Origin of the sequence: Sphingomonas glacialis (assembly GCF_006439055.1) — a bacterium.
GTDB lineage: Bacteria > Pseudomonadota > Alphaproteobacteria > Sphingomonadales > Sphingomonadaceae > Sphingomonas > Sphingomonas glacialis_A.
Genome location: NZ_RCZC01000004.1, coordinates 16,950 through 42,413 on the forward strand (window position 1 = coordinate 16,950; position 25,464 = coordinate 42,413).

Sequence of the window (25,464 nt, forward strand, 5' to 3'; positions counted from 1 at the left end):
GAAAGTGGCACGCGATTGGTAGAAAAGACCAATATATCAGCGTCTTTGAACCAGTTCTGCAATGCTCTTGGAATATTCGTCGTGACGGCCATAACAGCCTTGGCGGGTTAGCCCCGGCCGAGTTCAGGCGGCGCCTGCGCCGACGGCATTTGGCCACCGACGCTGAGCTATCAGCAACCTATAAAATTGAGAGCAGATCACGGGGTTAACGGATCAAAGTGGTCCGGTTGCGCAGCAAAACCGATATAGGACGTCAGTCGCCAAACAGACGGTTGCCCGCGGTCTTCTCTGAAATGGAGCCTAGGGAAGCACCGCCTCGAAGGGATTTTAGGGTTGAACGTGCCGGATCGCCAATGCCGGATTGCCAATGCCGGATTGCCAATGCCGGATTGCCAATGCCGGATTGCCAATGCCGGATTGCCAATGCCGGATCGGGCCATTGGTGTGAGGAACTGTCCACCGAAAATGGTTCGACGTAACCAGAAACTGACAGATGCTTCCGGCGGCCGCCCGCGCCGCTCGTAGCCAATCGGCGCATAAGCATAGAGATTGCGAAGTTTGAGTCCGGGCGCGGAGCCTTCGCAGCGTGACGGCGTTGCCGAGTTCATGTGTTGGAGACGATAGATGGCAGGCACCGAAGATGGCGTTTCGCGGCGCGCAGCGATGGCGTCGCTAGGAATCGGCGCGCTCGGCATAGGGGGAGTGGCGCTCGCGCAAGACGCAAGCCGGCCACCTGTCGATCTGGGTACCGTGGTCGACGGCAAAGTCTTGTTCCCACCTTCGCAGGCGAACAGCGAGGCACAGCCCGCCCCTCCGCCGAACGCCGATGCGCCGGCCGATCGAGTCGGTTTCGCAATCGTCGGGTTGGGCAAGCTGGCCCTCGAGCAGGTGCTCCCTGCGTTTGCCCAAGCCGCACATGCCCGTCCAGTGGCGTTGGTCAGCGGATCGCCTGTCAAGATGGCAGCGGTTGCCAAGCAGTACGGCATAGCGCCCGACAGCTGCTATACCTACGCCGACATGGCGCGCTTGCGGGACAATCCGGCGGTGCAAGTGGTCTATGTCATTACGCCGAACGCCTTACACCGCCAGCATGTGATCGCGGCGGCAAAAGCGGGAAAGCATGTGCTCTGCGAAAAGCCGATGGCACCCTCGTCGTCCGATTGTAATGCGATGATAGAGGCCTGTCGCGCTGCCAATGTGAAGCTGATGATCGCGTACCGGATGCAATATCAGCCGCACGCGCGCGAGGCGATCCGCTTGGCGCGAAGCGGTGCGCTCGGCTCGGTGACGCTAATGGACATGATCAACAATCAGAACCAGGGCGACCCAGCACAATGGCGGCAGATCAAGGCACTTGCGGGTGGTGGTTCGCTGCCGGATGTCGGGCTCTATTGCCTCAACACCGCACGGGCGGTGTTGGGCGAGGAACCTGTCGAAGTCAGCGCACAGATTTGGTCGCCACCGGGCGACCCACGCTTTCGCGAGGTGGAGGACAACGTCGCCTTTACGCTGCGCTTTCCCTCCGGCGCGATCGCAAACTGCATGTCGAGCTACAGCACCCACCGGCTATCGCGACTGAAGTTGATTGGCAGCGATGCGTGGGCCGAGATGGAGCATGCCTTCGATTATCAGGGGCAGAATCTACGCGTTACGCGACTTGTCGACGGCAAGGATCAAATTGCTGAGACCAGCATCGGCGTGAAGAACCAGTTCGCGCTCGAGCTCGACCATATGGCGCATTCCGTGCGCAAGAACTTGTTGCCCCGCACTCCAGGTGAAGAGGGCGCGCAGGACCAGCGTATCATGGAGGCGATCTACGAGGCGGCCCGTACAGGACGGACGGTGCGGCTGGCGGAGGTGCCAGGTCACGACCGCTTCCGCGGACCTGAGTCTCTCCCGCAATAGCGCACCTAAAATTCGCAGGGCGGACACCGATACTGGACGCCAACATCGCCCGATTTTAGGTGCATCGGCCACATTAACGGATGTCCGCTCCCGGGGAGCCGCGATGGCCTCACTAATGTCGTCTATTGGGTCTTCCGGACCGAAATCGCCCAACCGCGAAAGGTAGGCTAATAAATTACGTTCGATCTGGCCGAGTTAAAGATCATTGGGCGAAGAGTCCGCGACTTCGCGAGCGTTGCAGTTCGGAAAGCTGACACTGCGCGCGGTGCGGATTACCAACACATTTCTTCACACTCGCGCATTGTTCGATTGATGTGTACCTTCGTCAGGCCCAGCGCGTCGGCAAGCTGATCTCGAAGCGATTTATCAGCCTTGCGCGGGGCCTAAACAAAGATCATGAATACAAGCGCGGAGTTTAGTTTCCTCTAGGAGGATGCGGTGCGCGACGCTTCATATTCGATCGAGGTCGATAACGCGCGAGGCCTGCTGCGGATCGCCATGTCGGGTTTTTTTATGGAGGAACACGTTCGTCGTTTCGCCGCCGACAAGGATACAGCGATCAATGAGATGGGAGGGCCGTCATGCCACCAGTCCACCCTGGTTGATATTCGCGAGATGCAAATCCAGTCCCAAGAAATCGTTATGGCCTTTCGACGGGTGCTATCAAATCAAACAGCGATCGCGAAGCCGATCGCGTTTCTAGTGTCGCCCTCTTTAGCCCGTTTTCAAATCCGCCGTGCGGCCGGTGATCGCAAAGCAGAATACTTCACCTCGATCAAAGCGGCGGAGGCGTGGCTATCGCACCCAGAGTGACCGCATCCCGGTCAGCGGTGCGATGATACGGTCAGCGCGACCGTCTTGGGTCCAGCTAAGAAGTTGGTCAGGCGCGGATCCCCCAGTTTGAGTTTGCGTTAACTTCTTGCTCCTAACGCAGATCAAACCGGCTGCGTTAAGGATGAGTCATGCGTATCGATCAACTTCATCCGACACCCACGGCGGCGCAACCGCTCGAAATACCGCCGAAGCTGCTTGCTAGCGTGGAGCGTCACCAAGGGCATCTGAAGGCGCTGATTGCCAGTATGCGCGCTGCCGGAATCGAAGGCGATGCGATAGACGCTAGCGTTCGTGTACTGGTCGATAGTTATGCGGACGAACTTACAGCCGCAATCCACAGCATGATGCAGGAGGAGCGTCATGTTTGATCCGTTGCTCAGCGACGAGCCGGCGCGCATTGCTGCGCTCCAGCGGCTCGGCGTGCTCGACACCGCAGTCGAGGAGCCATTCGAGAAGATCGTCACGCTCGTGCGAACGGTACTTGCCGTACCGATCGCAACAGTGACTCTCGTCGATCGTGACCGCCAGTGGTTCAAAGCCAAGCGTGGGTTGGACGCAGAGCAGACTCCCCGCTCGGTTTCTTTTTGCACTCATACGATTCAGCAACGCGAACCTCTGATTGTCGAAGACGCGGACCGCGATCCGCGCTTTGCCGGCAGCCCGCTTGTAGCGGGCCCGCCTTACGTCAAGAGCTATGCTGGTATCCCGCTGCGCACGCCGGAGGGCTACAATGTCGGATCGCTATGCGCGATGGACACGCGGCCGCGCCGTTTCAGCCCGGCGGACGTGGCCATTCTCTCCAACTTCGCAAGCATCGTCTGCGATGAGCTCGAGCTCCGTTTGGTAGCGCAGGTGGATCAGCTTACCGGTGCGCTCACACGTCGTGGGTTCGTCGAACAAGCTGAGCGCGAGATAGCGCGCGCTCGCCGTAATGGCCGCTTCGGCACGCTGGTGATGATCGACCTCGATCATTTTAAGCTGGTTAACGATACCCACGGCCACGCAGCTGGTGACCAGGTTCTGAGAGCCTTATCTGATGTCATAAGTTCTTCTCTTCGTCCGAGCGATATCTTCGGTCGCTTGGGCGGCGAGGAGTTTGCGGTTCTACTGCCGGAAACGACTGGCGACGACGCGGGTTTTGCGATCGAGCGTTTGCGTCAGGCTATCGCCACACACCCGATATCTCTCGAAAATTCCGCAACGCTTCACGTCACAGCCAGCTTCGGTCTGGCTAATTTTACATCCGGTACCCCCTCATTCGCGGCTTGGTTGAAGCAAGCCGATGCGATGCTTTACGCGGCCAAAGCTGCGGGGCGGAATTGCATGCGTGTTGCCGAATACAACTAGGCCAAGTGCGACGGTTGGCATCGGAGGCGGCTTGCGTCTTTAGTAGGCAAAATTCAGCAATGTGGTTTTTGTATCTACATATCGGCGCTGGATGGTTTGAGTTCCGAGCCACCAGCAAGGCCTGATGAACCAGCGTCCGGTTTCGGGAACCGGCAAGGGCTCCGCGAGTGACCGTATTGGGTCAAGCTAGGCTGGTCAGATCTCGGTCCGTTCTGAGAGTTCCAAGGCGTCTTCTACATCGACGCCAAGGTAGCGAACGGGGCTCTCGATCTTTGCGTGACCGAGCAGGATTTGCACCGCGCGCAAATTCCCCGTTGCCTTGTAAATTATCGATGCCTTGGTACGTCGAAGCGAGTGTGTGCCGTAATCTTCTGCCTGCAGGCCAATGCCGACAATCCACTCGCCCACGAGACGAGCGTACTGCCTCGTGCTCATATGACCTATATAGTCATTCCGGCTCGGGAAGACGTAGAGGCTCAACCTGCCGCCACGTCGCTCGAGCCAAGCGAACAGTGTCTTGCGGGCAGGCTCAACGAGCTCGAACTGCACCGGTCGTTCGGTTTTTTGCTGCACCACTACGGCACGATCCCGGATGGGCCCAGGCTATAACCGCGCCAACCAAAGGCGACCCTTGCTACGGCGTATTGTTTATGATTATATAACACCCTCATGACACGCGCTCTCTGGTCTCCCGAAGATGACGCCGAGTTGCGACGGTTCGTCGATATTGGTGTGAAGACTCACGCAATTGCGCACAAACTAAACCGTTCTCAAGGCGGTGTGTCAGCGCGAATGGCAACGCTTGGCATCTATCGTCGAGAGGGTGAGCGGAAATTTTCAGAAGTGGCCGCGGAGCACATACGAGTAGTTGATCAAAGACTGCTGAAAGCTGCGAACTGTGCGGCGCTTACACTCGGGGCCGGCAACTCCGCGGCGAAGCGCGGACGGGGCCGCCCACCAGCTTCGGCGAAAGAGAACGTCACATTGCCGATCGACAAGGTCGTCCTTGATCATTTTCGCGCTGGTGGGCCCGGCTGGGAGACGCGCATTAATAAAGCATTGCGTAAGGTGGCGGGCCTTTGAAACCGGGCTCAACCGGGACGCCCGGCGAAATCCTAGAGCCGCTCGCCGCGGACCACGGGCAGAGCCTAGCGGCGTTGTCGCGCATGCTGCTGCGCGCACTGGATATATGGCGACGTTCGTGCCAGTAGGGTATCCGACCGGGCTGGCGAAGCCGACCCAGGAGCGCCTCGGCACATGTCTGCGTCCCTGAATGATGGTTCGGTGAGGATCCGCTAGGTCCGCGTCCATAGCTGCGCGGAGCGGCCCGATATGCGCATTTGACCGTTCGAACCTTTTTTAATATTGTTGAGCTAGCACACCATTTTTGCCAGTTTTCCGAATGGCCCGGTGCTTTTCTCACGTCTTAAATGACGTTAGCACTATCATCGATAAGGACGGACTCGATCTCTCAAATCTTCAGGCAGCGTGCAAGCACGCGCGGAAGGTGGTCGGAGACATTCTGGCCGAAGAGTTACAAGGACAGAACAACGCGATCCACCTCTCGGTGCTTATCGAGGATCCCGACCATGTGAGGGTGGCGAACCTGAAGTGCGTCACGACCGTCGTCGAATTCACGAGCCCATTTGATGAGTGACGATGAAAGCCCGGCCTAACCAGCTGAGCTTTTCACCACTCCCGCCAAATCGAATGTTGATATATGTTGTAGCCACACAGCAGTGGGCAGTTGGGCTATGGCACCGCAAATGGTATTTGATCACAGTCTGGTGGCGGCTCTCAGAACCGGGAAAAACTTCACCGATAAATGGGGCTTGTATTCAGTGCAGCGCGACCGCTGGATGGATGTTGTTTATCAGTCTGAGGAAGAGGCCAACGCCGCGATCGCAATCATAAAAGCTCGACCAAGCCAAGACGTTGCGTCGCCTGTCAAGTCGCGGAAGCGAGGTTACGGTGTCTAGTTGGGCCACACCCACATGCCCTCCGTTAACGACGCTTTGACGCAACAAACACGGTCTAACATCATTTTCGCATTGTCAGCGTTTTGGGGTATGTAACGGATCTGCATTGATTACAGCTGCAAAGTGCCGCTCGTGAGGTGCGGCCCTCCTTGGAGGGAAATGCACCCCGCCGATCGGGTGTGGAAGTCAAATTGACGCAGTGTTTAAGACCGCGGAAGCGGAAGGCAGGCCGGCCAGCGCGCTAAATCGCCCAAGATTACAATCAAATCGCCCATTTGCGGGCGTCACCGTGCGCGATCGAGCGCCGCGGGCTCGATATTTAGGACCCATAATGGCCGACGAACAATTCGCTGAGGATTTAGACGCGCTCCGCTGGATGCAAGCCGCGGCGTTTATGGATCTGCATGGAGAGATGTGGCTACGTCGAGCCATAGAAGGATTGAAATCCTCCAGCGAGGACGACACCGACCATCACTGGGCGGACCTTATCAACAAGATGCGGGCGATCGCGTATTCGCCCAGGCAGTAAGCCCGAACCGCTTCAGCGAAGCTCGGCGTCGACAGCGCAATCCTTCTCCAGGAGCGCCGCGACGATCCCGCTATACGCATTGTGACAGCCCTCCCACGGACGATCGCGCGGGATCGATGCGACGTCCCAATATGCCCGCAGATCCGTCTGCTTGCGCAAGAACGGGTATATCACCCGGAGCGCGAGGCGGACGTCCGACGTAGCGATCGGGACGCCGTGCGCGGTGTGGTTGATCTTGTCTTCTCGCCTAATGGACGGCATTCCTTTCATAGTCTCAGGGCGCAAACTATCCTTGCATCCGTTTAGGAACCAGTGGTCGAACCCACGTGCTCCGGGCGCTGCCACCAAGGGAATTACGATGGATGAGTTTGCACGCATGATGAGTATGGAGGGTGTGCGTCCTCTCGACCACCTGAAGGAAAGATCCCACCGTCTGGTCAAACAGCCGTCTCAAGTCCTCCGCCAGGCCATCGTAACACCTCCGGAATTGGGGGCGGGTGGACACGCGTGGGTTACCGGACCTCGTGCGCGAACTGCGCTTGAGACGGCGCTGGAGCGCCTTGCCGATGAGATCCGCGATGGACGGCGTGGCTGGGCAACCGGCATTCTCCAGGACGGCAGGACGGTCACATTGCCTGCTTCGTCAGGAGCGGCATCGCTGCTCGGCACCGCAGATCGCCAATCATTGCGCCTTATGATTGTCGGCGGCGACGGGTGGACCTTCGTAATGCATCCGCTGATGGGGGTCGCGACGCTCGATGACGATCCGGCTTAGTCCAAATGGGCGAGCGCCCGAAGATGGAGCGCGGGTGAAGCGGCCCGAACGACCTCGACTGGGTCAAGTGGCTTGCAGAAGTACATGGGCGATCCGAATGCACGTACGGGCACGCTTACGATTACGGTTGGGGATGAGATGGAATTGAATCCGCTGCCCGTCGATAGCCTCGTCGGAGCCTTCCTGCTCGCCTTTCCGGCACTTTTCTCCATCGTCAATCCGATCGGCGGCGCGCTGATCTTCGACGGGGTCATGGGTGGTCGGTCGATCGCCGAGCGACGGCGCCTCGCGAACAAGATCGCCTTCTATGCGCTGCTGGTCCTGCTCGTGTCGCTGTGGCTGGGCAGCTATGTGCTCAACTTCTTCGGCGTAAGCCTGGGCGCGTTGCGGATCGCCGGCGGACTCGTCGTCGCGGTGCGAGCCTGGGGCCTGCTGATGGAGCCGGAAGTACATGAGGACCGCAAGGCGAGCGCGGCCGAGCCCGCGCAGGACGCGGACGACGTCGCCTTCTTTCCACTGACGATGCCGCTCACGACGGGACCTGGGACGATCGCGGTTGCCATCGCTCTCGCTTCGCAGCGGCCCGCCAGCGGCCCCAGTACGATTGGATTTTTCGGCGGCGTCAGTGCGGCGGCGGCGTGCATCGCGCTTGCAATCTGGGTCTGTTACAGGTGGTCGGACCGTGTTCACGCCGTTCTTGGCAAGGGCGGTGCTCGCGTGATGTCAAGGCTGGTCGCCTTTCTTCTCCTGTGCGTCGGAGTCCAGATCATGGTGACCGGCGTCATCGGCGTCGCCCGGCTGATCAGATAGGCCGACCGTGAGCGCATCAGCCTGGCCGCCATGCGTTTCGGTCAGACCGCGACAGGCTTGCTCCCGGTCTCGGGCGCATGTCTTGGCAGCTTCCAGTTCGGTCGGACGAAGTGGCACGTGTATCCGTTCGGCCTTCGCTGCAGATAGTCTTGATGCTCCGGTTCGGCCTCCCAGAAGTCGCCTGCCCGGGAAAGCTCGGTGACGACTTTGCCGGGCCAAAGACCGGAGGCCTCGACGTCGGCGATGGTGTCTTCGGCCTCCACCTTCTGCGCGTCATCGGTGAAGAAGATGGCCGAACGGTAGCTCGCGCCGCGGTCGTTCCCCTGCCGATTGACCGTTGTCGGGTCGTGGATCTGAAAGAAGAGCTCGAGGAGGGTGCGGAAGTCCGTCCTGGCGGGATCGAAGACGATCTCGATAGCCTCGGCGTGGTTGCCATGGTTGCGATAGGTCGCGTTCGGCACTTCGCCACCCGAATAGCCGACACGGGTCGAGACGACGCCCGGCAGCCTCCGGATCAGGTCCTGCATGCCCCAGAAGCAGCCGCCGGCCAGCACGGCCCGCTGCGTCGCCGCAGGCGGTTCCTCGATCTGGTCGAGATAGGCGCCATAGCCCTGCGCGGCCATATCGGCGCGCGGCACGAAGCGCAGCGCGGCCGAGTTGATACAATAGCGCAGGCCGCCGCGATCGCGCGGGCCATCCCTGAAAACGTGGCCGAGATGGCTGTCGCCATGCGCAGAGCGCACCTCTGTGCGCGGGATGAGCATCGACCAGTCCCGCTTCGCCTTAAGGTATCCGGCGTCGATGGGCTTGGTGAAGCTCGGCCATCCGCAGCCGGACTCGTACTTATTGGTGCTGGCGAACAGCGGCTCGCCGGATACGATGTCGACATAGATGCCCGCCTGCTTGTTCTTCAGCAGTGGGCCAGTGCCGGGGCGCTCTGTCCCGTTCCTCTGAGTGACGCGGAACTGCTCTGGTGTCAGCGCGGCGACGGCTTCGTCGGTCTTGGAATAGCTGCTCATCATGGAGCCAATGTGGTGGGCCCGCCGGCCGCTGTCGAGGTACCCAGTGTTAGCCGCCGCGTGCCGCGGGGCGAGGCGAGCTGCTCGATGAGGTGGCACTCAGGCATTATCCAAATCGCGTTACCTGCGCGCCGCAAATCCTTAGCCTTCTTGAGCCGCGCGTCGTACCGGACGTCCTCGACGATCAGATTCCGCAATGGCCGCCCGAAACAGGACATTTTGTCGAGATGAACAAATGTCTGACATTGGGATATTGAGAACGACCTGCGAATGTCGCTTTGTGGGTCATTTGGGCATCGCCAGATATGTTCGTATTGGCGGTACGCTCAATGCTGGTCTCTGCCGCATCGGTTTGGATCTAAATCGACTTTCTTCACCAGCAGTCTCTCGGGCTCCAACGCGCGGGAACGCGACCGAGATCGATAGTGAACTGAACGAAGGCAATGCAGCCATCATTGGACGAAAGTCACCTTTCCGTCAGGGATCACCTTCGGCTATCCAGACCCCTCGATGCAGGCGCTAAGCGCTGATTTATAACCGCTAAGTTCGAATCATGCTGTTGGAGATCCTGCCAATGCTCATCACGTCGTTCACCTCACTCAGCGTCCCCGCGCCTGTGCCCTCGTCTATGACCTCTCGCACAGAGATCGTATCCTTCACACCAGACGCGGTGTCCTGCGCCGACGGATCGGTACAGTCGACCGGTCTCGTCCGCCCTCTGTCGGTTGTATGGACGCGCTACGCCTCTTCCTCGGACGTTGCGCCTCCACCAACGTACGGGTTCTCGTTCGCAATCGATGCGCAAGGGCGCGTTCGCACAATCCGGCAGCATGTCAGATCGCTTTCGAACTACTATTTCGACACGAGCGATCTCGCGCCCGCACTTGCTGTATCGCACTTCCCGGCTAGCGCGCCGCATGCCGCGTGCTCGGTCCGTTACAAAGCATCTTTCCGCCCGATTGAGACTGCCGCTATGTCGGACCTCTACGAGCTGGCCAGCCGACCAGAGGTTACGGGAACGCCAGCAGGGCTCTTTGAGCGGGTCCGTCCCGCAGATTCAACCTGCCCAACCCAGCCTGGTCAGTACCGCCGGCTGAATCTGCCAGCGTTCGAAAAGCTGCCGTCTATCGTTGGTGGTTCGGCTTGGGTGTTCTTCGCCTTCGACGTTGATACGAGCGGCAAGCCAAGTCGTGCTCGGGCTCTTGGTTCGTCTGGCGACACAGCCCTCGATACCGCAGGCCTCCATGCCTTGCTCGCGAACCGCTATGCACCGGGGCCAGGCTATCGCGGTTGCACCTACCACTTCTATCGAACCGATAATTCCAATCACGCAGCGCCGGAGCTTCCTTCAGATGCACCGGCCGACATGAGCGACCAGCCCAGTTGTGCGGTCGATCCTAAATCGATTTCTGGCCTGCTGAATGGGAGCGCATATCCAAAACCGTTCTCCCGACGCCATATCGAAGGTGTGGCCGTGGTCGGTTACGATACGGCGCCTTGGGGCGCAGTTGGAAACGTGAAGGTTCTGCTGTCGGAGCCGGACGAAACGTTCGGCAATGTCGCGCGCAACGCAATTTCGAACGCCCGCGTGACGGAGAATGACACAGGCCGCCGCGGCTGCATTCAGCGCATAAGGTTCAAGTTGCCGCCAACGCGGATTGCCCGGTGATGTAATCCGGAAAGGTGCCCGTCACCGATAGCCGGCGGCCTGGAGTTCGAACAACTCGGCATAGCGGCCGCCGGCAGCGAGCAGATCACCATGGGTCCCGGATGCCTCCACACTACCGTTGCTGAGGACAAGTATCCGATCTGCCATTCGCACGCTCGAGAAGCGGTGAGAGATCAGCACGGCCGAGCGTCCGGTGCTCAACTCACGGAACCGTTGGAACACCTCATACTCCGCTCTCGCATCGAGCGCCGCCGTGGGCTCGTCAAGAATCAATACCTGGGCGTCGCGCATGTAGGCGCGGGCGATCGCCATCTTCTGCCACTCGCCTCCCGACAGGTCGACGCCGCCCTGGAACCGCTTGCCGATCATCTGGTCATAGCCGTTCGGCAGGTTGGCAACCACACCGTCCGCGAGCGCGGCGGATGCCGCAGCCTCGATCCGCTCGCGATTGCCACGCGCTTCGATGCGGCCGACCGCGATGTTGTCGGCGGCGGGCAGATTATACCGTACGAAGTCCTGGAAGATCACGCCAATCGCGGCGCGCAAGCCGTCGATGTCGTAGTCGCGGAGGTCGCGTCCATCGAGCAGGACGCGGCCCTCTACAGGATCGTAGAGTCGCGAGAGCAGCTTCACGAGAGTGGTCTTGCCAGCCCCGTTCTCGCCGACCAAGGCCAGCACCTCTCCCGGAGCTAACGTGAACGACAGATGCCGCACCGCCCATCGTTCGGCACCTGCATAGCGGAATCCCACATCCTCGAAGACGAAGCCTTGCCGGACCGGATCCGGGAACGGCAGCGCTCCCGCGGGCGAGCGGATGCCCGGCTCCGTCCGGAAGAAGGAGAACAGGTCGTCGATGTACAATGCCTGCCCAGCGGTCGAGGAAAAGCCGGTGAGCAAGGCTTCCAGTAGCCCACGGAGCCGCAGGAACGAGGCGGCAAGGAAGGTGAGGTCGCCGATGGTGATTGACCCGGTCACCGCGCGCCAGGCGATGTAGGCGTAGGCGGCGTAATAGGCGATCGTGCCGAGTGCTGCAAAGCCGGAGCCCCAGACTGCTCGGCGCAGCGCCAACCGTCTGCTCGCGTCGTAGGTGTCGCGTGAGATGGTGTGGTACCGGTCGATCAGGAACGGGCTGAGGCCGAAGATCTTGACTTCCTTGGCTGTGTCCGCACTTGCGGCGACCTGCCGGACATAATCGAGTTCGCGTCGCTGCGGCGTGCGCACGTAGCTGAGCGCGTAACTTAGCGCGTTGAAGTGCGCCTCGCCGAGGAACGAGGGCACTAGGGCGATGGCCAGCAGGACGATTAGCCACGGCGCATAGACGACCAGGCCGGCGGCGAAGCTCAATACCGTGACGATGTCTTGTACCTGTCCGAACAGCTGCCCCATTAGCGACATGCGCCCGCTCGCCTGCATGCGCGCGCGATCCATGCGGTCCTGGAAGGCCGCGTCTTCAAAGTCGGCGAGATCGAGGGTGGCGGCGTGCTCCATCAGCCGTACGCTCGCGTCGTTGCTAACACGGTCGGAGAGCAGCCCGTCGACCAGCGAGACGGCCCGGCCGAGGAGATCGGAGGCGACCGCGAGAGCGAACTCGACCAGTAGCAGCACCTCCAGCCGGCCGAGCAGACCGGAGCCGAGCCAACCCGCGAGACTGACCGGGCGAACCGCCAGGTGACTTAAGTGCACGACCTCGTCGATGATGAGCTTGCCGACAAATAGCGTCGCCACCGGAAGCAACGCACGCACCAGCCGTATGGCGACGGTCGTGGCGGTGAGCTGCCAACTGCTGTCCCACACCATGGCGAGGAACGGTGGCAGGTTGCGTAGCGCGCCGAGCCGCTCGCGCCAGCTGGTGGGCCGGGGCGGAACACCCCCACGACCCTGTCTGACGCCGAGCGCCATTTAACCGTTCCGAGACGACATGCTGTCGGCCGCTTCGCACCGGGATCGGGAGGGGGATAAGGTCATCTGCATACCCACCCGATACACAATCGGTACCTACGTTGGCAGGGGTACTCGATGGTTCCCTCTCGATGCTGCGAGCAGTTCGATTCGGGCCGAACTGCGCCGGCGCCTGCTCGTCGAAGAGACCGACATGCGCGACTGATGAATAGGTGTCTGAAGTCGAGGGCCGGAAATGCAGCCGGGAGCGGCGGCTTATGGGTCAATTTGGGTCACCGCCACCAACCGCGATAACTCCATCTCGATACGCTGGACGCGCCTTGACTGCGATTATGCCGTGATTGGCATCATAAAGCACGTCATAGGCGAAATAGGTGAGCAGGCCCGACCGAATCCGCACCCCTTCTACCCGCGGATCGGTGACAGAACTGAACCGAGACGCTTGCGCCCTGCGTCCGACGATGAAGCGGACCCCCAATGCCTCTGCGTTAGCGACATCACCAAAAGTTAGGCGCCCAGTCGTGCCCTCGGCCCAGCCGCGATCAGCGCTATGATTGACGAGTTCGACCCCTGGAGCCCCGCTGTCGATCAGTGTCGGCGCACAAATGGGTTTTCCAACATCGTGCTGCAAACATGCTCGCACTGCATCGTTCGCGCGCGTTCGATGCGGATCCACGAGCATTAGCGGTGTGAACCCGGCAACCTGTTCGTCGCTTGGGTTCAGGATCAAGCGCCCGCTATCCATTTCGCCGGGCCTTGGAAGTTCGATAATCCAGCGATGAGCGCCGATCTCTTGAAATGGATTGGGCAAGTCGGCGTTTGCCAAGCCAACACCGAGGATCGCGCGAAACCCTTCGCCTGCAAGGCCATTGCCTTGGATACCGAACTTGCGTGGATCAACGTGGGAAGCAGGGCAATCCGGACGTGCAACGCTACATCCGATCTTACGAATGATCTGCCAACGGCCACCGTTCTGCAGCCCCCCAACGGATAACGCTGTTCGCACCACTGGTCCTTCAAGAGCGGTGCCGGCGCCGTAGCTATATCGCTGTACCGGTCCCACGGTCTTCGTCACCGCAGTGTCGACAATGCCTGGAAGCACGCGCAACCCCACCGAGCCCGTATCGAGGCCGGCATCGATGGGGTGTCCATCGATTTCGATCGTCACCACGTATCGCCGCGTCCCATCGGACAGATCGACCTCGTGGATCGGAACCTGGACTGATGCCGATTGGGATTGGGCGGCCGAGTGAGACGCTGCAAGCAATCCGCTGAAGGCAAGGCACCTCAAAATGACGCAGTTTTTTGTCGAACCATCCTGCGATCCTTGGAACGGGGCAGTCATCCATGTGCCAAATGGGTCAACCACTACTCGTCTCTTTTTAGCCCACTCCCGCTACTATGGCGCGCTGTGGAACAAGCCGCACCGGGCTGGCAGGGCAGTGGCTTCCACGCTGAGATTTCGCGCTGAAGGGCAGCAAGCCAGCGCGCCATGTAGGCGCCGCGTTCCTGCGGAGTAAGGAGGCCGTTATGATCCGTGTCGCCCTTGTCAAAAATCATATTTGCACCAGCGACCGCTTCATCTGCCGATATTCGCCCGTCGTGATTGCCGTCAGCCCGATCGAACTCGGCATGTGCCATGCGATCGTTCGGCAGTTGCTCTGTGATCTGCGCTTTCGGCATGATCATGGCCAAGGTGGCAGCGAGCATCTCGGCATAGGTCACAAAGCCGTCGTGGTTCACATCGAGGCGGTCATGCTGCGCCAGAGCCTTGGCTTCGTTCTGCACGCGCGTTTCACCGACCGGATCGGCAGCAGTGGTTGCGAGGAATGCTGCAAGGAAAATTACCATTGAGCGAAAGTGCTTCTGGTCGAATGACGTGGGGGTGACGAATATCTGAATTCTATCCGCCTCATTGAATTACATGCGAGTTCGCAATTCTCCCGTCGCTCTCGACCGGGCAGCGCCGTGGGACGTCCAAGCTGTCGCGCCAGCACGGCCAATGCCGAAGGATGCATAAGCAGCTTATTTGAGGGGGAGGAAACGACCTGTGATTGTCGCTTGTTGGGTCCCGTCGGACTCGGTGCGGCCGGGTCGTCCGCATGCTGTCGACCGGCTCGCTTCGGTTAGGTTAGCGTTCGATTGCAGTTATTCCTCGAGGGGATTAGCGGTAATGTTAACTGCCGCCCTCGGGGTCCCTATGCTGCTGCGTGCCGTCGTACTTGCGGGTATTCTCGCGACGCAACCCAGTCGTCTCGATTTTCAGGGGATGACCTCACCGGTCTATCAGACCTTCGCCCATAGAGCAGACTCAGTTTGCCCTGGACGTAGTTTGAGACATCTACATCCCGCCGACCTCGACGGCATCGAGGAAAATTTTATGCCGTCTATCACGCGGCGTGAACGACAGCGGGTCGTTACTCTCAATCCGGGAGGCAAAGGCTGCACTGGAGGCGGAGCATCCTGTCCAGCCCAAAACACTTTGGCAGGAATCTCGAAAGCGGGGCTGCTAGACGCGTTCGTCAACTTCGCCTGCGCGTCTCCAATCTAGCCGAGCGAGTATCAAAGCAGCAGGCCCGGTCTCTATCGCTGAGCGCCATTTAACGACCGCAATGACGTCCATCGAAACCGCAGTTTCGTTAGATGAACCAGCGGCCAGTTTCGGAACCGGCGAGTGGGCTCGTAGGGCCCGGATTGGGTCAAAGCCCTAAAGATTAAGTCGGTGGCAGCCGAGCCGGACAGCTAAGATAATCAATTAAGCGCGGCCAATTACCGCTATGAGCGGGTCGCTTGCACTCCCATTAGCTAAGACCTCGAATGCAACCTTAGCAAAGCCGGCACGCTGCAGATAGAGCCGGACCAATGCCGCGTGCCCATTGGCATCGAGTGAGCGCCAGATTGCCACTGCTTTCGTCGGAAAGCAGCGGTTCGAGAAGCTGACCACGAAAGGCGCGCCCGCGACCATCACGCGGCGGACTTCGGCGAACACCGCTACCGGCCGTTGCAGATATTGAGCACCGACGCAGCACAACGCAGCATCGAAGGTGTTGTCATCGAGCGGCAGCGTCGGGTTGCGGTTGAAGTCATGTAGGAACCAGCGGCCCAAGCGTGTGTTGGCGGCGAGCTCGTCGGCGTTCATGCCGTGGCCGACGACTTCGGCATACTCGCGATCTTCGGGCAGATGGCTGATCCAGCTCGACATCAGATCGAGAACGCGGCCGCCGTCGGGGAGCGCGGCGCGGTAGAAGCCGGTCAGCGCTGCGATGGCGCCCGCATCGATGTGGGTGACCAGTCGCGCCGGCGCGTAGAAGGCGAGATCATCGCCCGCATCTTGCTTGTCGAACGCATCGGCCGGCAGCTCCGGGAGAAAGTCGTTGGTCATGCGCTCGCGCTTAGCATTGATCACCCGCAGTCAGAAATGCGCGAAGACAAGAAAAGCCGTACTTGCTCGATCGTCAACACTCGGTCAGCCTACAGGAATGATGTTATTCCGCGCTCTCGGGCTTGTACTGTGGCTGGCCGCAAGCCTGTCGAGTTCAGTGGAAAGCACGTCGGCGAAGCCGCGGGACCAAGTGGTCAGGCTTTCTGGCAACCGCGCCATCGCCATGCGCTGCGACGGCAGGGGCAAGTTCACCATTTTGCTCGAACCCGGAGACGGTGGTCGTCGTACGCACATGGCTGCTCTCTTCGCGGCGTTGTCGACCCGCTACCGCGTGTGCGAGTACGATCGGCGAAATGTCGGGAACAGCTCCGTGGCTTCCATACCCCGTAGAGCTTCCGATCTGATGAGCGACGCATTCGACGCCCTTACCGCCGCAAACGAGAAAGGCCCGTTCATTCTGTTTGGCAGCTCGATGGGCGGCTTGCTGGTGCGGTCGTACGCAGCTTCGCATCGTGTCGCCGGGTACGTGACGAGCAACCAGCCCGGCACGTCGGCCGAGTGGGGTAGGTATGTACGTCGATTGGAGACACCCGCACAGCGGGGGGAGGATGATGCCTGGGCGTTTGGCGGCAACAACGAACATATCGACGTGAACGACGTGAGCCGCGCCATCGAGGTTGAAGGCCCGCCGGAGATCCCTCACATCATCATGATCTCGACGGAGCGCTACCAGTGCCCTGGAGCGGGCGCATGTGGGCCTCTTTACCCAGCCTATGTTGCTGCATCGCGCGCGGCGGCGGACGCGGGCGTGCGAGGGAGTCTCCGCATCATTGACGGAGATCATGATCTCTACGTCACAAATCTCGATGCTGTCGTCGCTGCGATCGATGAAGTCGCAAATAATAGTTCGTCTCGACACTAGGCCTCGGGTTCGATGAATTGACGGTTGAAAGCGGCCTGTCTGTCCACAGTGAGTTAGCCGTTCGACATTCACGTCGGACACCTTGAAAGCGTTTTTAGCGGCGCGATGGACGAACGGCAGAAGCTTGTTGCCTTGATGGTCGCGCCAATCTCGCCTTGTGGGTCAACGTGAGGCAGCGTTGCAGATTAAGGCGTATCAACGGGCGACAAGGAGCGGGGCCCCGCCGCCAAGTGAGACAGGAGCATCGATGTCGGTGCGTACTACCGCGAGCCCAGGCATCCCAAAGCTGATGTCGACGCCATCGATCTGCTTAAACGGCGGCATCTTTCTCAATGTAATCGGACGAGCCGCCGCGATCACGTAAAGCCCGTCTCCGCCAGCCACCCACAAGCAGCCGCCCGCCTGTGCCAGCGTATAGAATGGCACGGTCTGGTACGGCATCTCTGGCGGATCGGCGGGCCAACTCGTCTCCATCGTGAGAGGCTTGTAATAGCTGCACGACGCACTGAACTTATTGGGGAGGCCACGCATCGCCGCACGGGCGTCCACCTCAGGATGTTCGATCCCAAGTCATTTCCATGATCGGCAACGAAGCGAGTTCTGATGTCTCCGCGGACAACCGCCTGCTATCGCATGTTGGCGGCTCGGGCACGGCCTCCGGGCGCGAGATTGAAACGCTAATGCTGGGCCTTGTTATGATTGGGGATTTCCAAGGGTTGTACCTTGGGACTTTAAAAGCGCTAGATCAGCATCCTCCGCGTCTGACATCACACGATACCGGCTCGTCCGGCCTCAACCTCGAAGTGTGCGATGGTCGACACGTTCGACGACGGATCAAGCGCGTCGGCCAAGCCGCGGAACTGGACCGCCGCGCTGTCCCGCGTCAATTCGACCTTTCCGAAGCCGCGCACCTCGTTCTCGGCATAGCGGAAGCCTTGGTTGCGCTGCGCTTCCTCGCGGAACTGAGCGTGATGATAGAGCGACGTGATAGACCCGCCGACGAATTCGACGGCGATCGGTGCGTCCGCGGGCCGATCGGGATGGCGGATGTCGGCGGCCGCAAAGGCGTGGATGTCGCCGCTCAGCACGATCGGATTGGGCGTCTTCGCCTCCGCCCAGCGCCGGAAGATCCGGTCGCGCGCGGCGGGATAGCCTTCCCAGCGGTCGGCGGCATGAAGCGCGAGACCGCGCTCGGGATGTTTGTCGTCGATCTGCGCGAACGGGGCCATCAGCGTCTGCTGCGCGAGCAGGTTCCAGCGCGCGCGCGTCGTGCCCAGCTGTTCGAGCAGCCAAGGCTCCTGCGCCGCACCAAGCATCGTTCGCGCCGGATCATGGCGATCCGGGCAGTCGAGCACGTTGACCAGATATTGTTGGTGTGCGGGCAGCAGCCCAGGCGGCTGGCACGCCCGCGCGCCACGATATTGCCGGTCGTCGATGATCTGGAACTGCGCGAGCCCGCCCCAGTCGAGCGTGTGGTACAACCGCGCGCTCGGCCCAGACGGATGCGCTGCGGCGCGCAGCGGGAGATGCTCCCAATAGGCCTGATAGGCCGCGGCGCGGCGGCGCAGGAAGGCGACGGGATCGCCGTTCTTCTCGTCGAGCCCACCCGCATAATCATTGGCGACTTCGTGATCGTCCCAGGTCGAGATCCAGGGCGCGGTCGCGTGCGCTGCCTGCAGCAGCGGATCGAGCTTGTAGCTGGCGTAGCGCAGGCGATAGCCCGCCAGGTCGAACGGTTCGGGATTGACGTGGCGTCGCACGCCGTCGTCGGTCGGCGGAGTCTCGTAGATATAGTCGCCGAGGAAGACGATGAGGTCGGGGTCGGCGGCGACGACATGCGTCCACGCGGCGTAATGCCCCGATTCATATTTCTGGCACGATCCGAAACAGAAGCGCAACGCTGCGACGTCTGCGTCGCGCGCGGGCGCGGTTCTCGTGCGACCGCCTGGGCTCGACTCGCCGCCCGCGATGAAGCGGTAGAAATAGCGACGGCCGGGGCGCAGGCCGCTGACCTCGACATGCACCGAGTGCGCCGCGGCAGGATCTGCGAAGGCGGTGCCCGAGCGGGCGATGCGGGTGAAGCGTTCGTCTTCCGCAACATCCCAGCGTACCGCTACGCGCTTGGGCGGCATCCCGCCGTGCGGCTCGAGCGGGCGCGGTGCGAGGCGCGTCCACAGGACCATGCCGTCGGGCCACGGTTCGCCAGATGCAACGCCGAGCGTGAAGGGATAGTCGCCGGTCGTCAGCACCGTGGCGCGCGCCGACATGGTTAGCAGCGCCGGGGTCAGCAGCGAGGTCTTGAGCAAGCCGCGACGTGTGGGATGGAACATGCAAAGCCTGACGTGAAAGCGGGGCGCGACGATCCGGCTATCCGCCATCCAGGTTACCGTTGAAAGACAAAGCTGTAACGGTATTGAAACGCAGACGACGCGAGACTGACGCAACGCCTCCCTAGGGGCAGCGAAGCGAGAAGGGCGGGCACAGATCCGCAACGCGCGCGACACCAAAGGGACCGATTATGACATTCGAAATTCTGCGCCAGCCAACCCGGCTGGTGGGCGCCGCGCTGTTGGCGACGACCGCCCTATCGGGCATCGCTTCGGCGCAGGAAACCGCAACCGTAGCGCCGGTCGCCGCGCAGGGCGCCGACAGCGACGCCGCCGGCCCCGACCAGCTTGCCGACATCACGGTTGTCGCGCGGAAACGTTCGGAGAATGTCCAGTCGGTGCCGATCCCGATCACCGTCATCACGCCTGCCGAGCTGAGCCGCCAGAACCTCGTAAACTTCACCGATTTTCAGACCAAGTTCCCGGCTTTCTCGGTCTATCTGACCAATCCGAAGCAGCTTAATCTCGGCGTGCGCGGCATCGGCAACAACGGCTTCAACACCGACGGGATCGACGGCTCGGTCGGCATCTTCGTCGACGGCGTCTATACCGGCCGCCAGGGCATGGTCTCGACTGACTTCACCGATCTCGCCGATGTCGAGCTGCTGCGCGGGCCGCAGGGCACGCTGTTCGGCAAGAACACGACGGCCGGCGCGGTGATCATCAACACGCTCAAGCCGAGCTTCGATTTCGCCGCCAATGCCGAGGCGACCGTCGGCAACCAGGGCTATAAGGAGGTCAAGGGCGGCGCCACCGGCGCGCTGATCCCCGACAAGCTCGCGCTGCGCCTCTCGGGCTATTACAGCCAGACCGACGGCAATTACCGCAACCTCTACAACAACGGCTATCAGAACGCGCGGCAGGGGCAGGGCGTCCGCGCGCAGCTGCTCGCCACGCCAACCGAAAATCTCTCGGTGCGCCTGATCGGCACGTACAACCACCAGGCCTTCCCAACGATCTCGCCGGTGATCCTGCAGGTCTTTGATCCGACGCTGCTGAAAGCGCGGATGGCGGCGGCGGGCTATACGCTGACCACCAGCAACGCGCGCGACCGCCAGATCAACATCGACGGCGCGCTCAACGCCGTGACCGACACGCGCGCGGTGAGTGGCGAGGTCAACTGGACGCTGGGCGGCAGCACGCTGACCTCGATCACCGCATTCGAGCATTGGAAATGCTTCACCAACAACGACAACGACTACACCCAGCTCAACGCGATCCCCGATTACGGCTCGTGCAACGACGAGCATCAACTCTCGCAGGAACTCCGTTTTGCGACGGCGCGCAACAAGCCGCTCGAGCTGACCGTCGGAGGCTTCCTGTCGCGCCAGAAGCTGCAGGTCGATTCGCGCATCCGCTTCGGCGACCAGTATAACATCTGGGCGGCGAACCCGTCGGCGACGCTATTCCCGGCGGTCGGCGGACGGACCTGGGCGCAGGGCGCCTATGCCGCGCGGTTGGCGGGGCTGGGCTTCGCGTCGCTCGCGACCTTCCACACCGATACCGAGGCGGCATTCGCCAACGCCACCTGGCATCCCGACGCGGCGCGCCGTCTCGCGATCGACGGTGGCCTGCGCTACACCTGGGAGCATCGTACCGAAGTCTATGACGGCGTGGTGAGCTCGAACCTCGGCGGTTTCAGTACCGCGCAGATCAACGCGCTGTCGCCGTCGGGCGCCAACGCCCAGCTCGGTCACGTCGACGATCGTCTCAACGATCGCTCGCTGTCGGGCGAGGCGAGCGTGAGCTACAAGGTCACGCCGGCCGCGATGCTCTACGCCAAATATGCGCGCGGAAACAAATCGGCGGGCTTCAATCTGTTGCCGGTCAATGCCTCGAACCCCGATGCGAGCGTGCTGCGCGCGGTCACGCTGTACGGCGCGGGCCAGCAGGTGAAGGGTGAAACGACCGACAATTTCGAGATCGGCCTCAAGAGCGAATGGTTCGACCGACATTTGCTGCTCAACCTCACGGGCTTCCACACCAAGGTGCGCAACTATCAGGCAAACGAGTCGGTCGGGGTCGGCAACACCGCGGCGAAGTTCCTCGCCAATGTCGGGTCGCTGACCTCGGACGGCGTCGAGCTGGAGGGCGAGCTGTTCCTGTTCAAGGGCCTCCACATGAAGGGCTTCGGCGCATACAATCACGCCTATTATTCGTCGTTCCGCAATTCGACCTGCCCGGCGACAACGACCGCGACGGTGTGCGACTTGACCGGCCGTCAAGTCGCGTGGGCGCCGAAATGGACCGCCGACCTCACCACCGACTATAGCCATGCGATTGGCGACGACATGGTCGGTTATGGCCTGGTAGACGTGAACTGGCGGAGCAAGCAGAACACGACGATCACGCTCGATCCGACCGCAGAGATCAGGCCTTATGCATTGGTCAGCGCGCGTGTCGGGTTGCAGCTCGACCACGGCCGGTTCGACCTGCAGATCTGGTCGGAGAATCTGTTCAACAAGACCTATTTCATCAATCTGCTCGGCCTGACCAAATCGACCGGGATCGTGCAGGGCTATCCCGGCAGCCCACGCACCTTCGGTGGTACGGTGAAGGTGAAATATTGAGTTAGGCTGCAGCCTCGCGCTCGGCTGCTGCGAAGAATGTCGAGACCTCGCCTCGGCCCGTTAGGGCCGCAGCGGCACGCCCAAGACGTCCAAAGCCGGCCTGCGCATGCGCGCAGCAAACTCCACGGGTTGAAATCTGCTAGCCAACCAAAGCCCAGCCCCAGCCAAGTCGTAACGTGAATGAACGGCTGGTTTTGGGGGAAGGAAAAGACGTCGTGAACGATCGTTTTTGAGTCCTTGCTGCCACATATCTGGCGGTCAGCAACGCCCACAATAGCAGCCGGTCGAGATGCCGAGCGCTGCGCCCAATGCTTGCCGTTCGCAGCGGCCCTAACTGATCATATAGGGCGCGCCGCCGATCCAGTATCCGTTCGTACCTGACGGTCCGAGTGATCGTCCGTCAGTCACTGGCCGACAAGACGATGCCCGTACGCCGCGACCCTTTTGGATACGAACTCGGTGAAGAGCCGAACGCGTTTGGTCTTGCGCGTTTCGCCCTGAGTCAGGATCCAGAGCGTCCCGTACTTATGAAGGTTGGCGCCCGGCACTCTTCGCAAATCCGGGTCGGCATCGCCTACGAAGCATGGCAACGCCGCAATTCCGAGCCCCTGACGGACAGCAGCGATCTCCGCCGCAGCATCCGTGACCTTGAACGGCACCCCGGTTGTCCGCACCGCGCCCTCGTTCGCCCAATCCGGCACGCCGTGGTTCGCGATGACGATCCACCGCAGCGGTTCGCTCGCGCCGGATTGCCATTCGGCGAGCCGATCGCGCGACACGTAAACGCCGCCGAATACCTCCGGCCCCTTCAGTCCATGTAGATTGAGGGGCAGCGTGCTGCGGTCGTAGACGACGCGGATCGCGACGTCCGCTTCCCGATTGGTGAGATTCGCCAACTCGCCGGACGACAGGATCTCCATCTCGATATCAGGATAAAGGCGCGCGAAATCGGCAAAATCGGGCATGAGCAAATGGGTCGCGAGGATCGGCGTCAAGGTCACGCGCAACAGGCCGCGCACGCTCTGATCGCGCCCCAGGACGCGCGTTTCGAGCTGGTGCGACGAAATTTCCATCTGGGTCGCGAGTTCGAGAACGTCCTCGCCTGCCGACGTCAGGCGATAGCCGGCGGGCAGCTTTTCGAACATTTGGGCGCCGAGGCGTTCCTCAAGGTGAGAGATCCGTCGCAGCACCGTTGCGTGGTTCACCGCCAATCCCCGGGCGGCAGCGCGCACCGAACCACCACGGGCGACGGCGAGGAAATAGCGAACGTCATCCCAGTCGATCATGGTGCATCATCGCACCTATAGTGGCGCGTTCAACATCATTTCAACACGCGGTACGCTGGCTTGCGCCTACCGCGGCAATGCCAGTTGCGCTTAACGGTGCATCCGCGCACCACCGATGTGCGGAGTTGCGGACTGATGCAGCGACCGATGCCGACCCATCTGGAGGCGGTCAGGGACTTTCCCTGGCACATCAAAGGATCGCAGACATGAAAATGCTCGAAGGCAAGGTCGCCGTCATCACCGGCGGAAACAGCGGCATCGGGTTGGCCACGGCCAAGCGGTTCGTCGCGGAAGGCGCCGACGTCGTCATCACCGGACGACGCGAGAAAGAATTGAAGGAGGCTGCCGCCGCCATCGGGGGCAACGTCACGACGGTGGCCGGCGACGTGACCCGCCTTGATGATTTGGACCGGCTCTATGCCATCGTGAAGGAAAAGCATGGTCACATCGACGTGCTTTTCGCAAATGCCGGCTGGGGCGAAGTTGCGCCGCTCGAAGCGGCGACCGAAGAGCATTTCGACAAGACATTCGACCTCAACGCGAAGGGAACCTTCTTCACGGTTCAGAAATCGCTTCGGCTCTTCAAGGACGGCGGCTCGATCATCCTGACCGCTTCGGTCGCGAACGTCAGGGGCGATCCCGCTTTCAGCGCGTATGCCGCTGCCAAGGCGGCGGTGCGCAGCTTCGCGCGCGGCTGGACTGTCGAGCTAAAGGATCGGAACATTCGGGTGAATTCGATGAGCCCGGGCCCGATCGAAACGCCGGCGCTCGATAAGGTAGGGCTCACCGCCGAGCAAGTCGAACAGGCTGTAGCGCATTTCGCCTCGCAAGTTCCACTCGGTCGACGCGGCAGGGCCGAGGAAGTGGCCTCCGCCGTATTGTTCCTCGCCTCGGAGGAAAGCTCGTACATCACCGGGATCGATCTCGCCGTTGATGGCGGCATGGCGCAGGTCTGACCGACCACAGCTGCTAACTGGAGAGCCTCTCATGAACACCAAGCAGAACGTCGAAACCGTGAAAGACTTCTTCGCCGCGATCGGCCGCGGCGACAGGGAGGCTCTGCTGGCCTTGGTGGCCGACGATATCGAATGGATCATTCCGGGCCAAGACTGGCCGCTGGTCGGGACGTACTACGGGCATGCGGGCCTGACCGACCTGCTCGAAACCGCCTCCCGGTCCCTTGATACATCGACCGAACCCCGGGAGTATCTTGCCCAAGGCGAACGGGTTATGTCGTCGGCGTTGCCATGGGGAAAGTCAAAGCCACGAACAAGGCCTTCGCTGATGACTGGGTGTTTGCCATCACGGTTCGCGGCGGCAAGCTGACCAGCATCCGGGAATATGTCGACACGCAGGCATTGGCGTCAGCCTCCAGGCCGGCACCGGCGTGACAGCCGCGGCCGGCGGGGCCGCTCTACGAGCCTTATAAGAAGCGCCGGTACGCCGCGGAACGGGAGATCGACCCCCTGGTTCGTGGTTTATCGCCTACCACGATTAGGAAATTCCGATGTACGACCGAGCGAAGCAATTTGAATTGGTCCGATTCGCGACCATCACGGCGGGCTCTACCGCCATCGACGTCTACCCCGGCACTGGCGACTGGACCGTCATTTTCTCCGACGTCGTGGGACCCGAAGGGCGCGTCTATAGCTTCGTTCCGGCCGAAGTCGCGCACTTCAAAAACGATCCGGTCGGCCTCATGCGCGCGCTCGCGCAGCAGTCGGGCAGGGAGAACGTCGAGGCCGTATCGGCCGACGTCGTCGCGCTGGCGGAGGCGACCCCGTCGGTCGATGTCGTGTGGATGCACTTATTCTATCACGATCTCCACACCCCGCTGATCCAGGCCAAGGGCGCCACGGCGACCGCCTTCAACCAGGCCGTCTACGCAAGTCTGAAGTCCGGCGGTCGGTACGTCATCATCGATCACGCCGCCGAAGCCGAGTCTGGCAGCCGCGACACCGCGTCGCTGCATCGGATCGACCCCGCGTTGGTCGTCAAGGAAGTGCTGGAGGCGGGTTTCGTGCTGGACGCACAGAGCGACCTTCTCGCCAGCGAAGCGGACGCCCACGCGATCAGGGTGTTTGATCCCACGATCAAGGGGGCGACAGATCGCTTCGCCTACCGGTTCATCAGACCCTGACACACGCTGCC

General features: G+C 61.3%; 26 protein-coding genes and 1 pseudogene. 16 read left to right on the forward strand and 11 right to left on the reverse strand.

Going from position 1 to position 25,464, the window contains the following annotated elements; translation table 11 throughout:
* Positions 1 to 197 precede the first annotated feature (197 nt).
* Positions 198 to 608, reverse strand: a complete 411-nt coding sequence (locus EAH76_RS14620) for a hypothetical protein (protein ID WP_140851032.1) — start codon at positions 606 to 608, stop codon at positions 198 to 200.
* A gap of 16 nt (positions 609 to 624) precedes the next feature.
* Here EAH76_RS14620 and EAH76_RS14625 point away from each other — a divergent pair, with 16 nt between their 5' ends.
* The 4 genes from EAH76_RS14625 to EAH76_RS14640 all read left to right on the forward strand — a co-directional run bounded on the left by EAH76_RS14625 (position 625) and on the right by EAH76_RS14640 (position 4,086).
* Complete coding sequence (locus tag EAH76_RS14625; protein ID WP_140851033.1) at positions 625 to 1,905, forward strand: Gfo/Idh/MocA family protein; 1,281 nt, start codon at positions 625 to 627, stop codon at positions 1,903 to 1,905.
* 438 nt (positions 1,906 to 2,343) lie between these two features.
* Positions 2,344 to 2,718, forward strand: coding sequence for a hypothetical protein (locus EAH76_RS14630; RefSeq protein WP_140851034.1), 375 nt, complete (start codon positions 2,344 to 2,346; stop codon positions 2,716 to 2,718).
* Positions 2,719 to 2,867: 149 nt separating this feature from the next.
* Positions 2,868 to 3,107, forward strand: a complete 240-nt coding sequence (locus EAH76_RS14635; protein ID WP_140851035.1) for a hypothetical protein — start codon at positions 2,868 to 2,870, stop codon at positions 3,105 to 3,107.
* Positions 3,100 to 4,086 (forward strand): sensor domain-containing diguanylate cyclase, encoded by a 987-nt coding sequence (locus EAH76_RS14640; protein ID WP_140851036.1) that lies wholly within the window; start codon positions 3,100 to 3,102, stop codon positions 4,084 to 4,086. Before EAH76_RS14635 ends, EAH76_RS14640 begins: the two co-directional genes overlap by 8 nt.
* 195 nt (positions 4,087 to 4,281) lie before the next feature.
* Here EAH76_RS14640 and EAH76_RS14645 read toward each other — a convergent pair.
* Positions 4,282 to 4,686 (reverse strand): annotated as a pseudogene (locus EAH76_RS14645) (tyrosine-type recombinase/integrase); the annotation flags it as partial.
* Between the two features lie 69 nt (positions 4,687 to 4,755).
* Between EAH76_RS14645 and EAH76_RS14650 the strand changes: the two are divergent.
* From EAH76_RS14650 to EAH76_RS14660, 4 genes are all read left to right on the forward strand, one after another.
* Positions 4,756 to 5,169: a BrnA antitoxin family protein gene (locus EAH76_RS14650; RefSeq protein ID WP_241659709.1), complete on the forward strand. Its 414-nt coding sequence runs from the start codon at positions 4,756 to 4,758 to the stop codon at positions 5,167 to 5,169.
* A 319-nt stretch (positions 5,170 to 5,488) separates the two neighbouring features.
* Positions 5,489 to 5,743, forward strand: coding sequence for a DUF6894 family protein (locus EAH76_RS24855; RefSeq protein ID WP_431357994.1), 255 nt, complete (start codon positions 5,489 to 5,491; stop codon positions 5,741 to 5,743).
* A gap of 109 nt (positions 5,744 to 5,852) precedes the next feature.
* The gene (locus EAH76_RS14655) at positions 5,853 to 6,065 is read left to right on the forward strand and encodes a hypothetical protein (RefSeq protein WP_140851038.1); all 213 of its coding nucleotides are present in this window, start codon (positions 5,853 to 5,855) and stop codon (positions 6,063 to 6,065) included.
* Positions 6,066 to 6,396: 331 nt separating this feature from the next.
* A complete protein-coding gene (locus tag EAH76_RS14660; RefSeq protein WP_140851039.1) occupies positions 6,397 to 6,594 on the forward strand; it encodes a hypothetical protein in 198 nt (65 codons plus the stop codon).
* Positions 6,595 to 6,606: 12 nt separating this feature from the next.
* Here EAH76_RS14660 and EAH76_RS23955 read toward each other — a convergent pair whose 3' ends face one another.
* Entirely contained in the window at positions 6,607 to 6,753 is a 147-nt protein-coding gene (locus tag EAH76_RS23955; protein WP_161989044.1) for a hypothetical protein, read from the reverse strand.
* A gap of 199 nt (positions 6,754 to 6,952) precedes the next feature.
* Between EAH76_RS23955 and EAH76_RS14665 the strand changes: the two genes are divergently transcribed.
* Positions 6,953 to 7,369 carry a hypothetical protein gene (locus EAH76_RS14665; RefSeq protein WP_140851040.1) on the forward strand — a complete coding sequence of 139 codons (417 nt, stop codon included), beginning with the start codon at positions 6,953 to 6,955 and terminating at the stop codon, positions 7,367 to 7,369.
* Between the two features lie 72 nt (positions 7,370 to 7,441).
* Positions 7,442 to 8,179: a MarC family protein gene (locus EAH76_RS14670; RefSeq protein ID WP_206667875.1), complete on the forward strand. Its 738-nt coding sequence runs from the start codon at positions 7,442 to 7,444 to the stop codon at positions 8,177 to 8,179.
* Between the two features lie 41 nt (positions 8,180 to 8,220).
* On the opposite strand, the gene EAH76_RS14675 is transcribed toward EAH76_RS14670, so the two are convergent.
* Entirely contained in the window at positions 8,221 to 9,198 is a 978-nt protein-coding gene (locus tag EAH76_RS14675) for a bifunctional methionine sulfoxide reductase B/A protein (RefSeq protein WP_241659743.1), read from the reverse strand.
* Between the two features lie 973 nt (positions 9,199 to 10,171).
* On the opposite strand from EAH76_RS14675, the gene EAH76_RS23960 reads away from it, so the two are divergent.
* The gene (locus EAH76_RS23960; RefSeq protein ID WP_161989045.1) at positions 10,172 to 10,867 is read left to right on the forward strand and encodes an energy transducer TonB; all 696 of its coding nucleotides are present in this window, start codon (positions 10,172 to 10,174) and stop codon (positions 10,865 to 10,867) included.
* Between the two features lie 21 nt (positions 10,868 to 10,888).
* Here the strand turns inward: EAH76_RS23960 and EAH76_RS14685 are convergent, their stop codons facing one another.
* The 4 genes from EAH76_RS14685 to EAH76_RS14700 form a co-directional block, all read right to left on the reverse strand.
* Entirely contained in the window at positions 10,889 to 12,766 is a 1,878-nt protein-coding gene (locus EAH76_RS14685) for an ABC transporter ATP-binding protein (protein ID WP_140851043.1), read from the reverse strand.
* A gap of 262 nt (positions 12,767 to 13,028) precedes the next feature.
* On the reverse strand, positions 13,029 to 13,934 hold the full coding sequence (locus EAH76_RS14690) for a hypothetical protein (RefSeq protein ID WP_140851044.1): 906 nt from the start codon (positions 13,932 to 13,934) through the stop codon (positions 13,029 to 13,031).
* Positions 13,935 to 14,134: 200 nt separating this feature from the next.
* A complete protein-coding gene (locus tag EAH76_RS14695) occupies positions 14,135 to 14,617 on the reverse strand; it encodes an EF-hand domain-containing protein (protein ID WP_140851045.1) in 483 nt (160 codons plus the stop codon).
* 904 nt (positions 14,618 to 15,521) lie between these two features.
* Positions 15,522 to 16,148: a class I SAM-dependent methyltransferase gene (locus EAH76_RS14700; RefSeq protein WP_140851046.1), complete on the reverse strand. Its 627-nt coding sequence runs from the start codon at positions 16,146 to 16,148 to the stop codon at positions 15,522 to 15,524.
* 97 nt (positions 16,149 to 16,245) lie between these two features.
* Between EAH76_RS14700 and EAH76_RS14705 the strand changes: the two genes are divergently transcribed.
* Entirely contained in the window at positions 16,246 to 17,070 is an 825-nt protein-coding gene (locus EAH76_RS14705; protein WP_161989046.1) for an alpha/beta fold hydrolase, read from the forward strand.
* A 195-nt stretch (positions 17,071 to 17,265) separates the two neighbouring features.
* Here the strand turns inward: EAH76_RS14705 and EAH76_RS14710 are convergent, their stop codons facing one another.
* Together EAH76_RS14710 and EAH76_RS14715 are read right to left on the reverse strand one after the other, a co-directional pair.
* A complete protein-coding gene (locus EAH76_RS14710; protein WP_140851048.1) occupies positions 17,266 to 17,511 on the reverse strand; it encodes a hypothetical protein in 246 nt (81 codons plus the stop codon).
* Positions 17,512 to 17,837: 326 nt separating this feature from the next.
* Entirely contained in the window at positions 17,838 to 19,400 is a 1,563-nt protein-coding gene (locus EAH76_RS14715) for an alkaline phosphatase D family protein (protein ID WP_140851049.1), read from the reverse strand.
* 188 nt (positions 19,401 to 19,588) lie between these two features.
* Here EAH76_RS14715 and EAH76_RS14720 point away from each other — a divergent pair, with 188 nt between their 5' ends.
* The gene (locus EAH76_RS14720) at positions 19,589 to 22,027 is read left to right on the forward strand and encodes a TonB-dependent receptor (protein WP_140851050.1); all 2,439 of its coding nucleotides are present in this window, start codon (positions 19,589 to 19,591) and stop codon (positions 22,025 to 22,027) included.
* Positions 22,028 to 22,431: 404 nt separating this feature from the next.
* Here the strand turns inward: EAH76_RS14720 and EAH76_RS14725 are convergent, their stop codons facing one another.
* Entirely contained in the window at positions 22,432 to 23,313 is an 882-nt protein-coding gene (locus tag EAH76_RS14725) for a LysR family transcriptional regulator (protein WP_140851051.1), read from the reverse strand.
* A 206-nt stretch (positions 23,314 to 23,519) separates the two neighbouring features.
* Between EAH76_RS14725 and EAH76_RS14730 the strand changes: the two genes are divergently transcribed.
* From EAH76_RS14730 to EAH76_RS14740, 3 genes are all read left to right on the forward strand, one after another.
* Complete coding sequence (locus EAH76_RS14730) at positions 23,520 to 24,269, forward strand: glucose 1-dehydrogenase (protein ID WP_140851052.1); 750 nt, start codon at positions 23,520 to 23,522, stop codon at positions 24,267 to 24,269.
* Between the two features lie 31 nt (positions 24,270 to 24,300).
* Positions 24,301 to 24,639, forward strand: a complete 339-nt coding sequence (locus tag EAH76_RS14735) for a nuclear transport factor 2 family protein (RefSeq protein ID WP_241659710.1) — start codon at positions 24,301 to 24,303, stop codon at positions 24,637 to 24,639.
* Between the two features lie 181 nt (positions 24,640 to 24,820).
* Positions 24,821 to 25,453 (forward strand): class I SAM-dependent methyltransferase, encoded by a 633-nt coding sequence (locus EAH76_RS14740; protein WP_140851053.1) that lies wholly within the window; start codon positions 24,821 to 24,823, stop codon positions 25,451 to 25,453.
* Positions 25,454 to 25,464: the final 11 nt, after the last annotated feature.

Bases quoted from the DNA above. Each gene is read 5' to 3' on its own strand.
- EAH76_RS24855 (WP_431357994.1), top strand. From the start codon at position 5,489: ATGGCCCGGTGCTTTTCTCACGTCTTAAATGACGTTAGCACTATCATC.
- EAH76_RS14685 (WP_140851043.1), bottom strand. From the start codon at position 12,766: ATGGCGCTCGGCGTCAGACAGGGTCGTGGGGGTGTTCCGCCCCGGCCC.
- EAH76_RS23960 (WP_161989045.1), top strand. From the start codon at position 10,172: ATGTCGGACCTCTACGAGCTGGCCAGCCGACCAGAGGTTACGGGAACG.
- EAH76_RS14705 (WP_161989046.1), top strand. From the start codon at position 16,246: ATGATGTTATTCCGCGCTCTCGGGCTTGTACTGTGGCTGGCCGCAAGC.
- EAH76_RS14740 (WP_140851053.1), top strand. From the start codon at position 24,821: ATGTACGACCGAGCGAAGCAATTTGAATTGGTCCGATTCGCGACCATC.
- EAH76_RS14735 (WP_241659710.1), top strand. From the start codon at position 24,301: ATGAACACCAAGCAGAACGTCGAAACCGTGAAAGACTTCTTCGCCGCG.
- EAH76_RS14625 (WP_140851033.1), top strand. From the start codon at position 625: ATGGCAGGCACCGAAGATGGCGTTTCGCGGCGCGCAGCGATGGCGTCG.
- EAH76_RS14655 (WP_140851038.1), top strand. From the start codon at position 5,853: ATGGTATTTGATCACAGTCTGGTGGCGGCTCTCAGAACCGGGAAAAAC.
- EAH76_RS14635 (WP_140851035.1), top strand. From the start codon at position 2,868: ATGCGTATCGATCAACTTCATCCGACACCCACGGCGGCGCAACCGCTC.
- EAH76_RS14725 (WP_140851051.1), bottom strand. From the start codon at position 23,313: ATGATCGACTGGGATGACGTTCGCTATTTCCTCGCCGTCGCCCGTGGT.
- EAH76_RS14700 (WP_140851046.1), bottom strand. From the start codon at position 16,148: ATGACCAACGACTTTCTCCCGGAGCTGCCGGCCGATGCGTTCGACAAG.
- EAH76_RS14675 (WP_241659743.1), bottom strand. From the start codon at position 9,198: ATGAGCAGCTATTCCAAGACCGACGAAGCCGTCGCCGCGCTGACACCA.
- EAH76_RS14695 (WP_140851045.1), bottom strand. From the start codon at position 14,617: ATGGTAATTTTCCTTGCAGCATTCCTCGCAACCACTGCTGCCGATCCG.
- EAH76_RS14620 (WP_140851032.1), bottom strand. From the start codon at position 608: ATGAACTCGGCAACGCCGTCACGCTGCGAAGGCTCCGCGCCCGGACTC.
- EAH76_RS14665 (WP_140851040.1), top strand. From the start codon at position 6,953: ATGGATGAGTTTGCACGCATGATGAGTATGGAGGGTGTGCGTCCTCTC.
- EAH76_RS14715 (WP_140851049.1), bottom strand. From the start codon at position 19,400: ATGTTCCATCCCACACGTCGCGGCTTGCTCAAGACCTCGCTGCTGACC.
- EAH76_RS14730 (WP_140851052.1), top strand. From the start codon at position 23,520: ATGAAAATGCTCGAAGGCAAGGTCGCCGTCATCACCGGCGGAAACAGC.
- EAH76_RS14710 (WP_140851048.1), bottom strand. From the start codon at position 17,511: ATGCCGTACCAGACCGTGCCATTCTATACGCTGGCACAGGCGGGCGGC.
- EAH76_RS14720 (WP_140851050.1), top strand. From the start codon at position 19,589: ATGACATTCGAAATTCTGCGCCAGCCAACCCGGCTGGTGGGCGCCGCG.
- EAH76_RS14640 (WP_140851036.1), top strand. From the start codon at position 3,100: ATGTTTGATCCGTTGCTCAGCGACGAGCCGGCGCGCATTGCTGCGCTC.
- EAH76_RS14650 (WP_241659709.1), top strand. From the start codon at position 4,756: ATGACACGCGCTCTCTGGTCTCCCGAAGATGACGCCGAGTTGCGACGG.
- EAH76_RS14660 (WP_140851039.1), top strand. From the start codon at position 6,397: ATGGCCGACGAACAATTCGCTGAGGATTTAGACGCGCTCCGCTGGATG.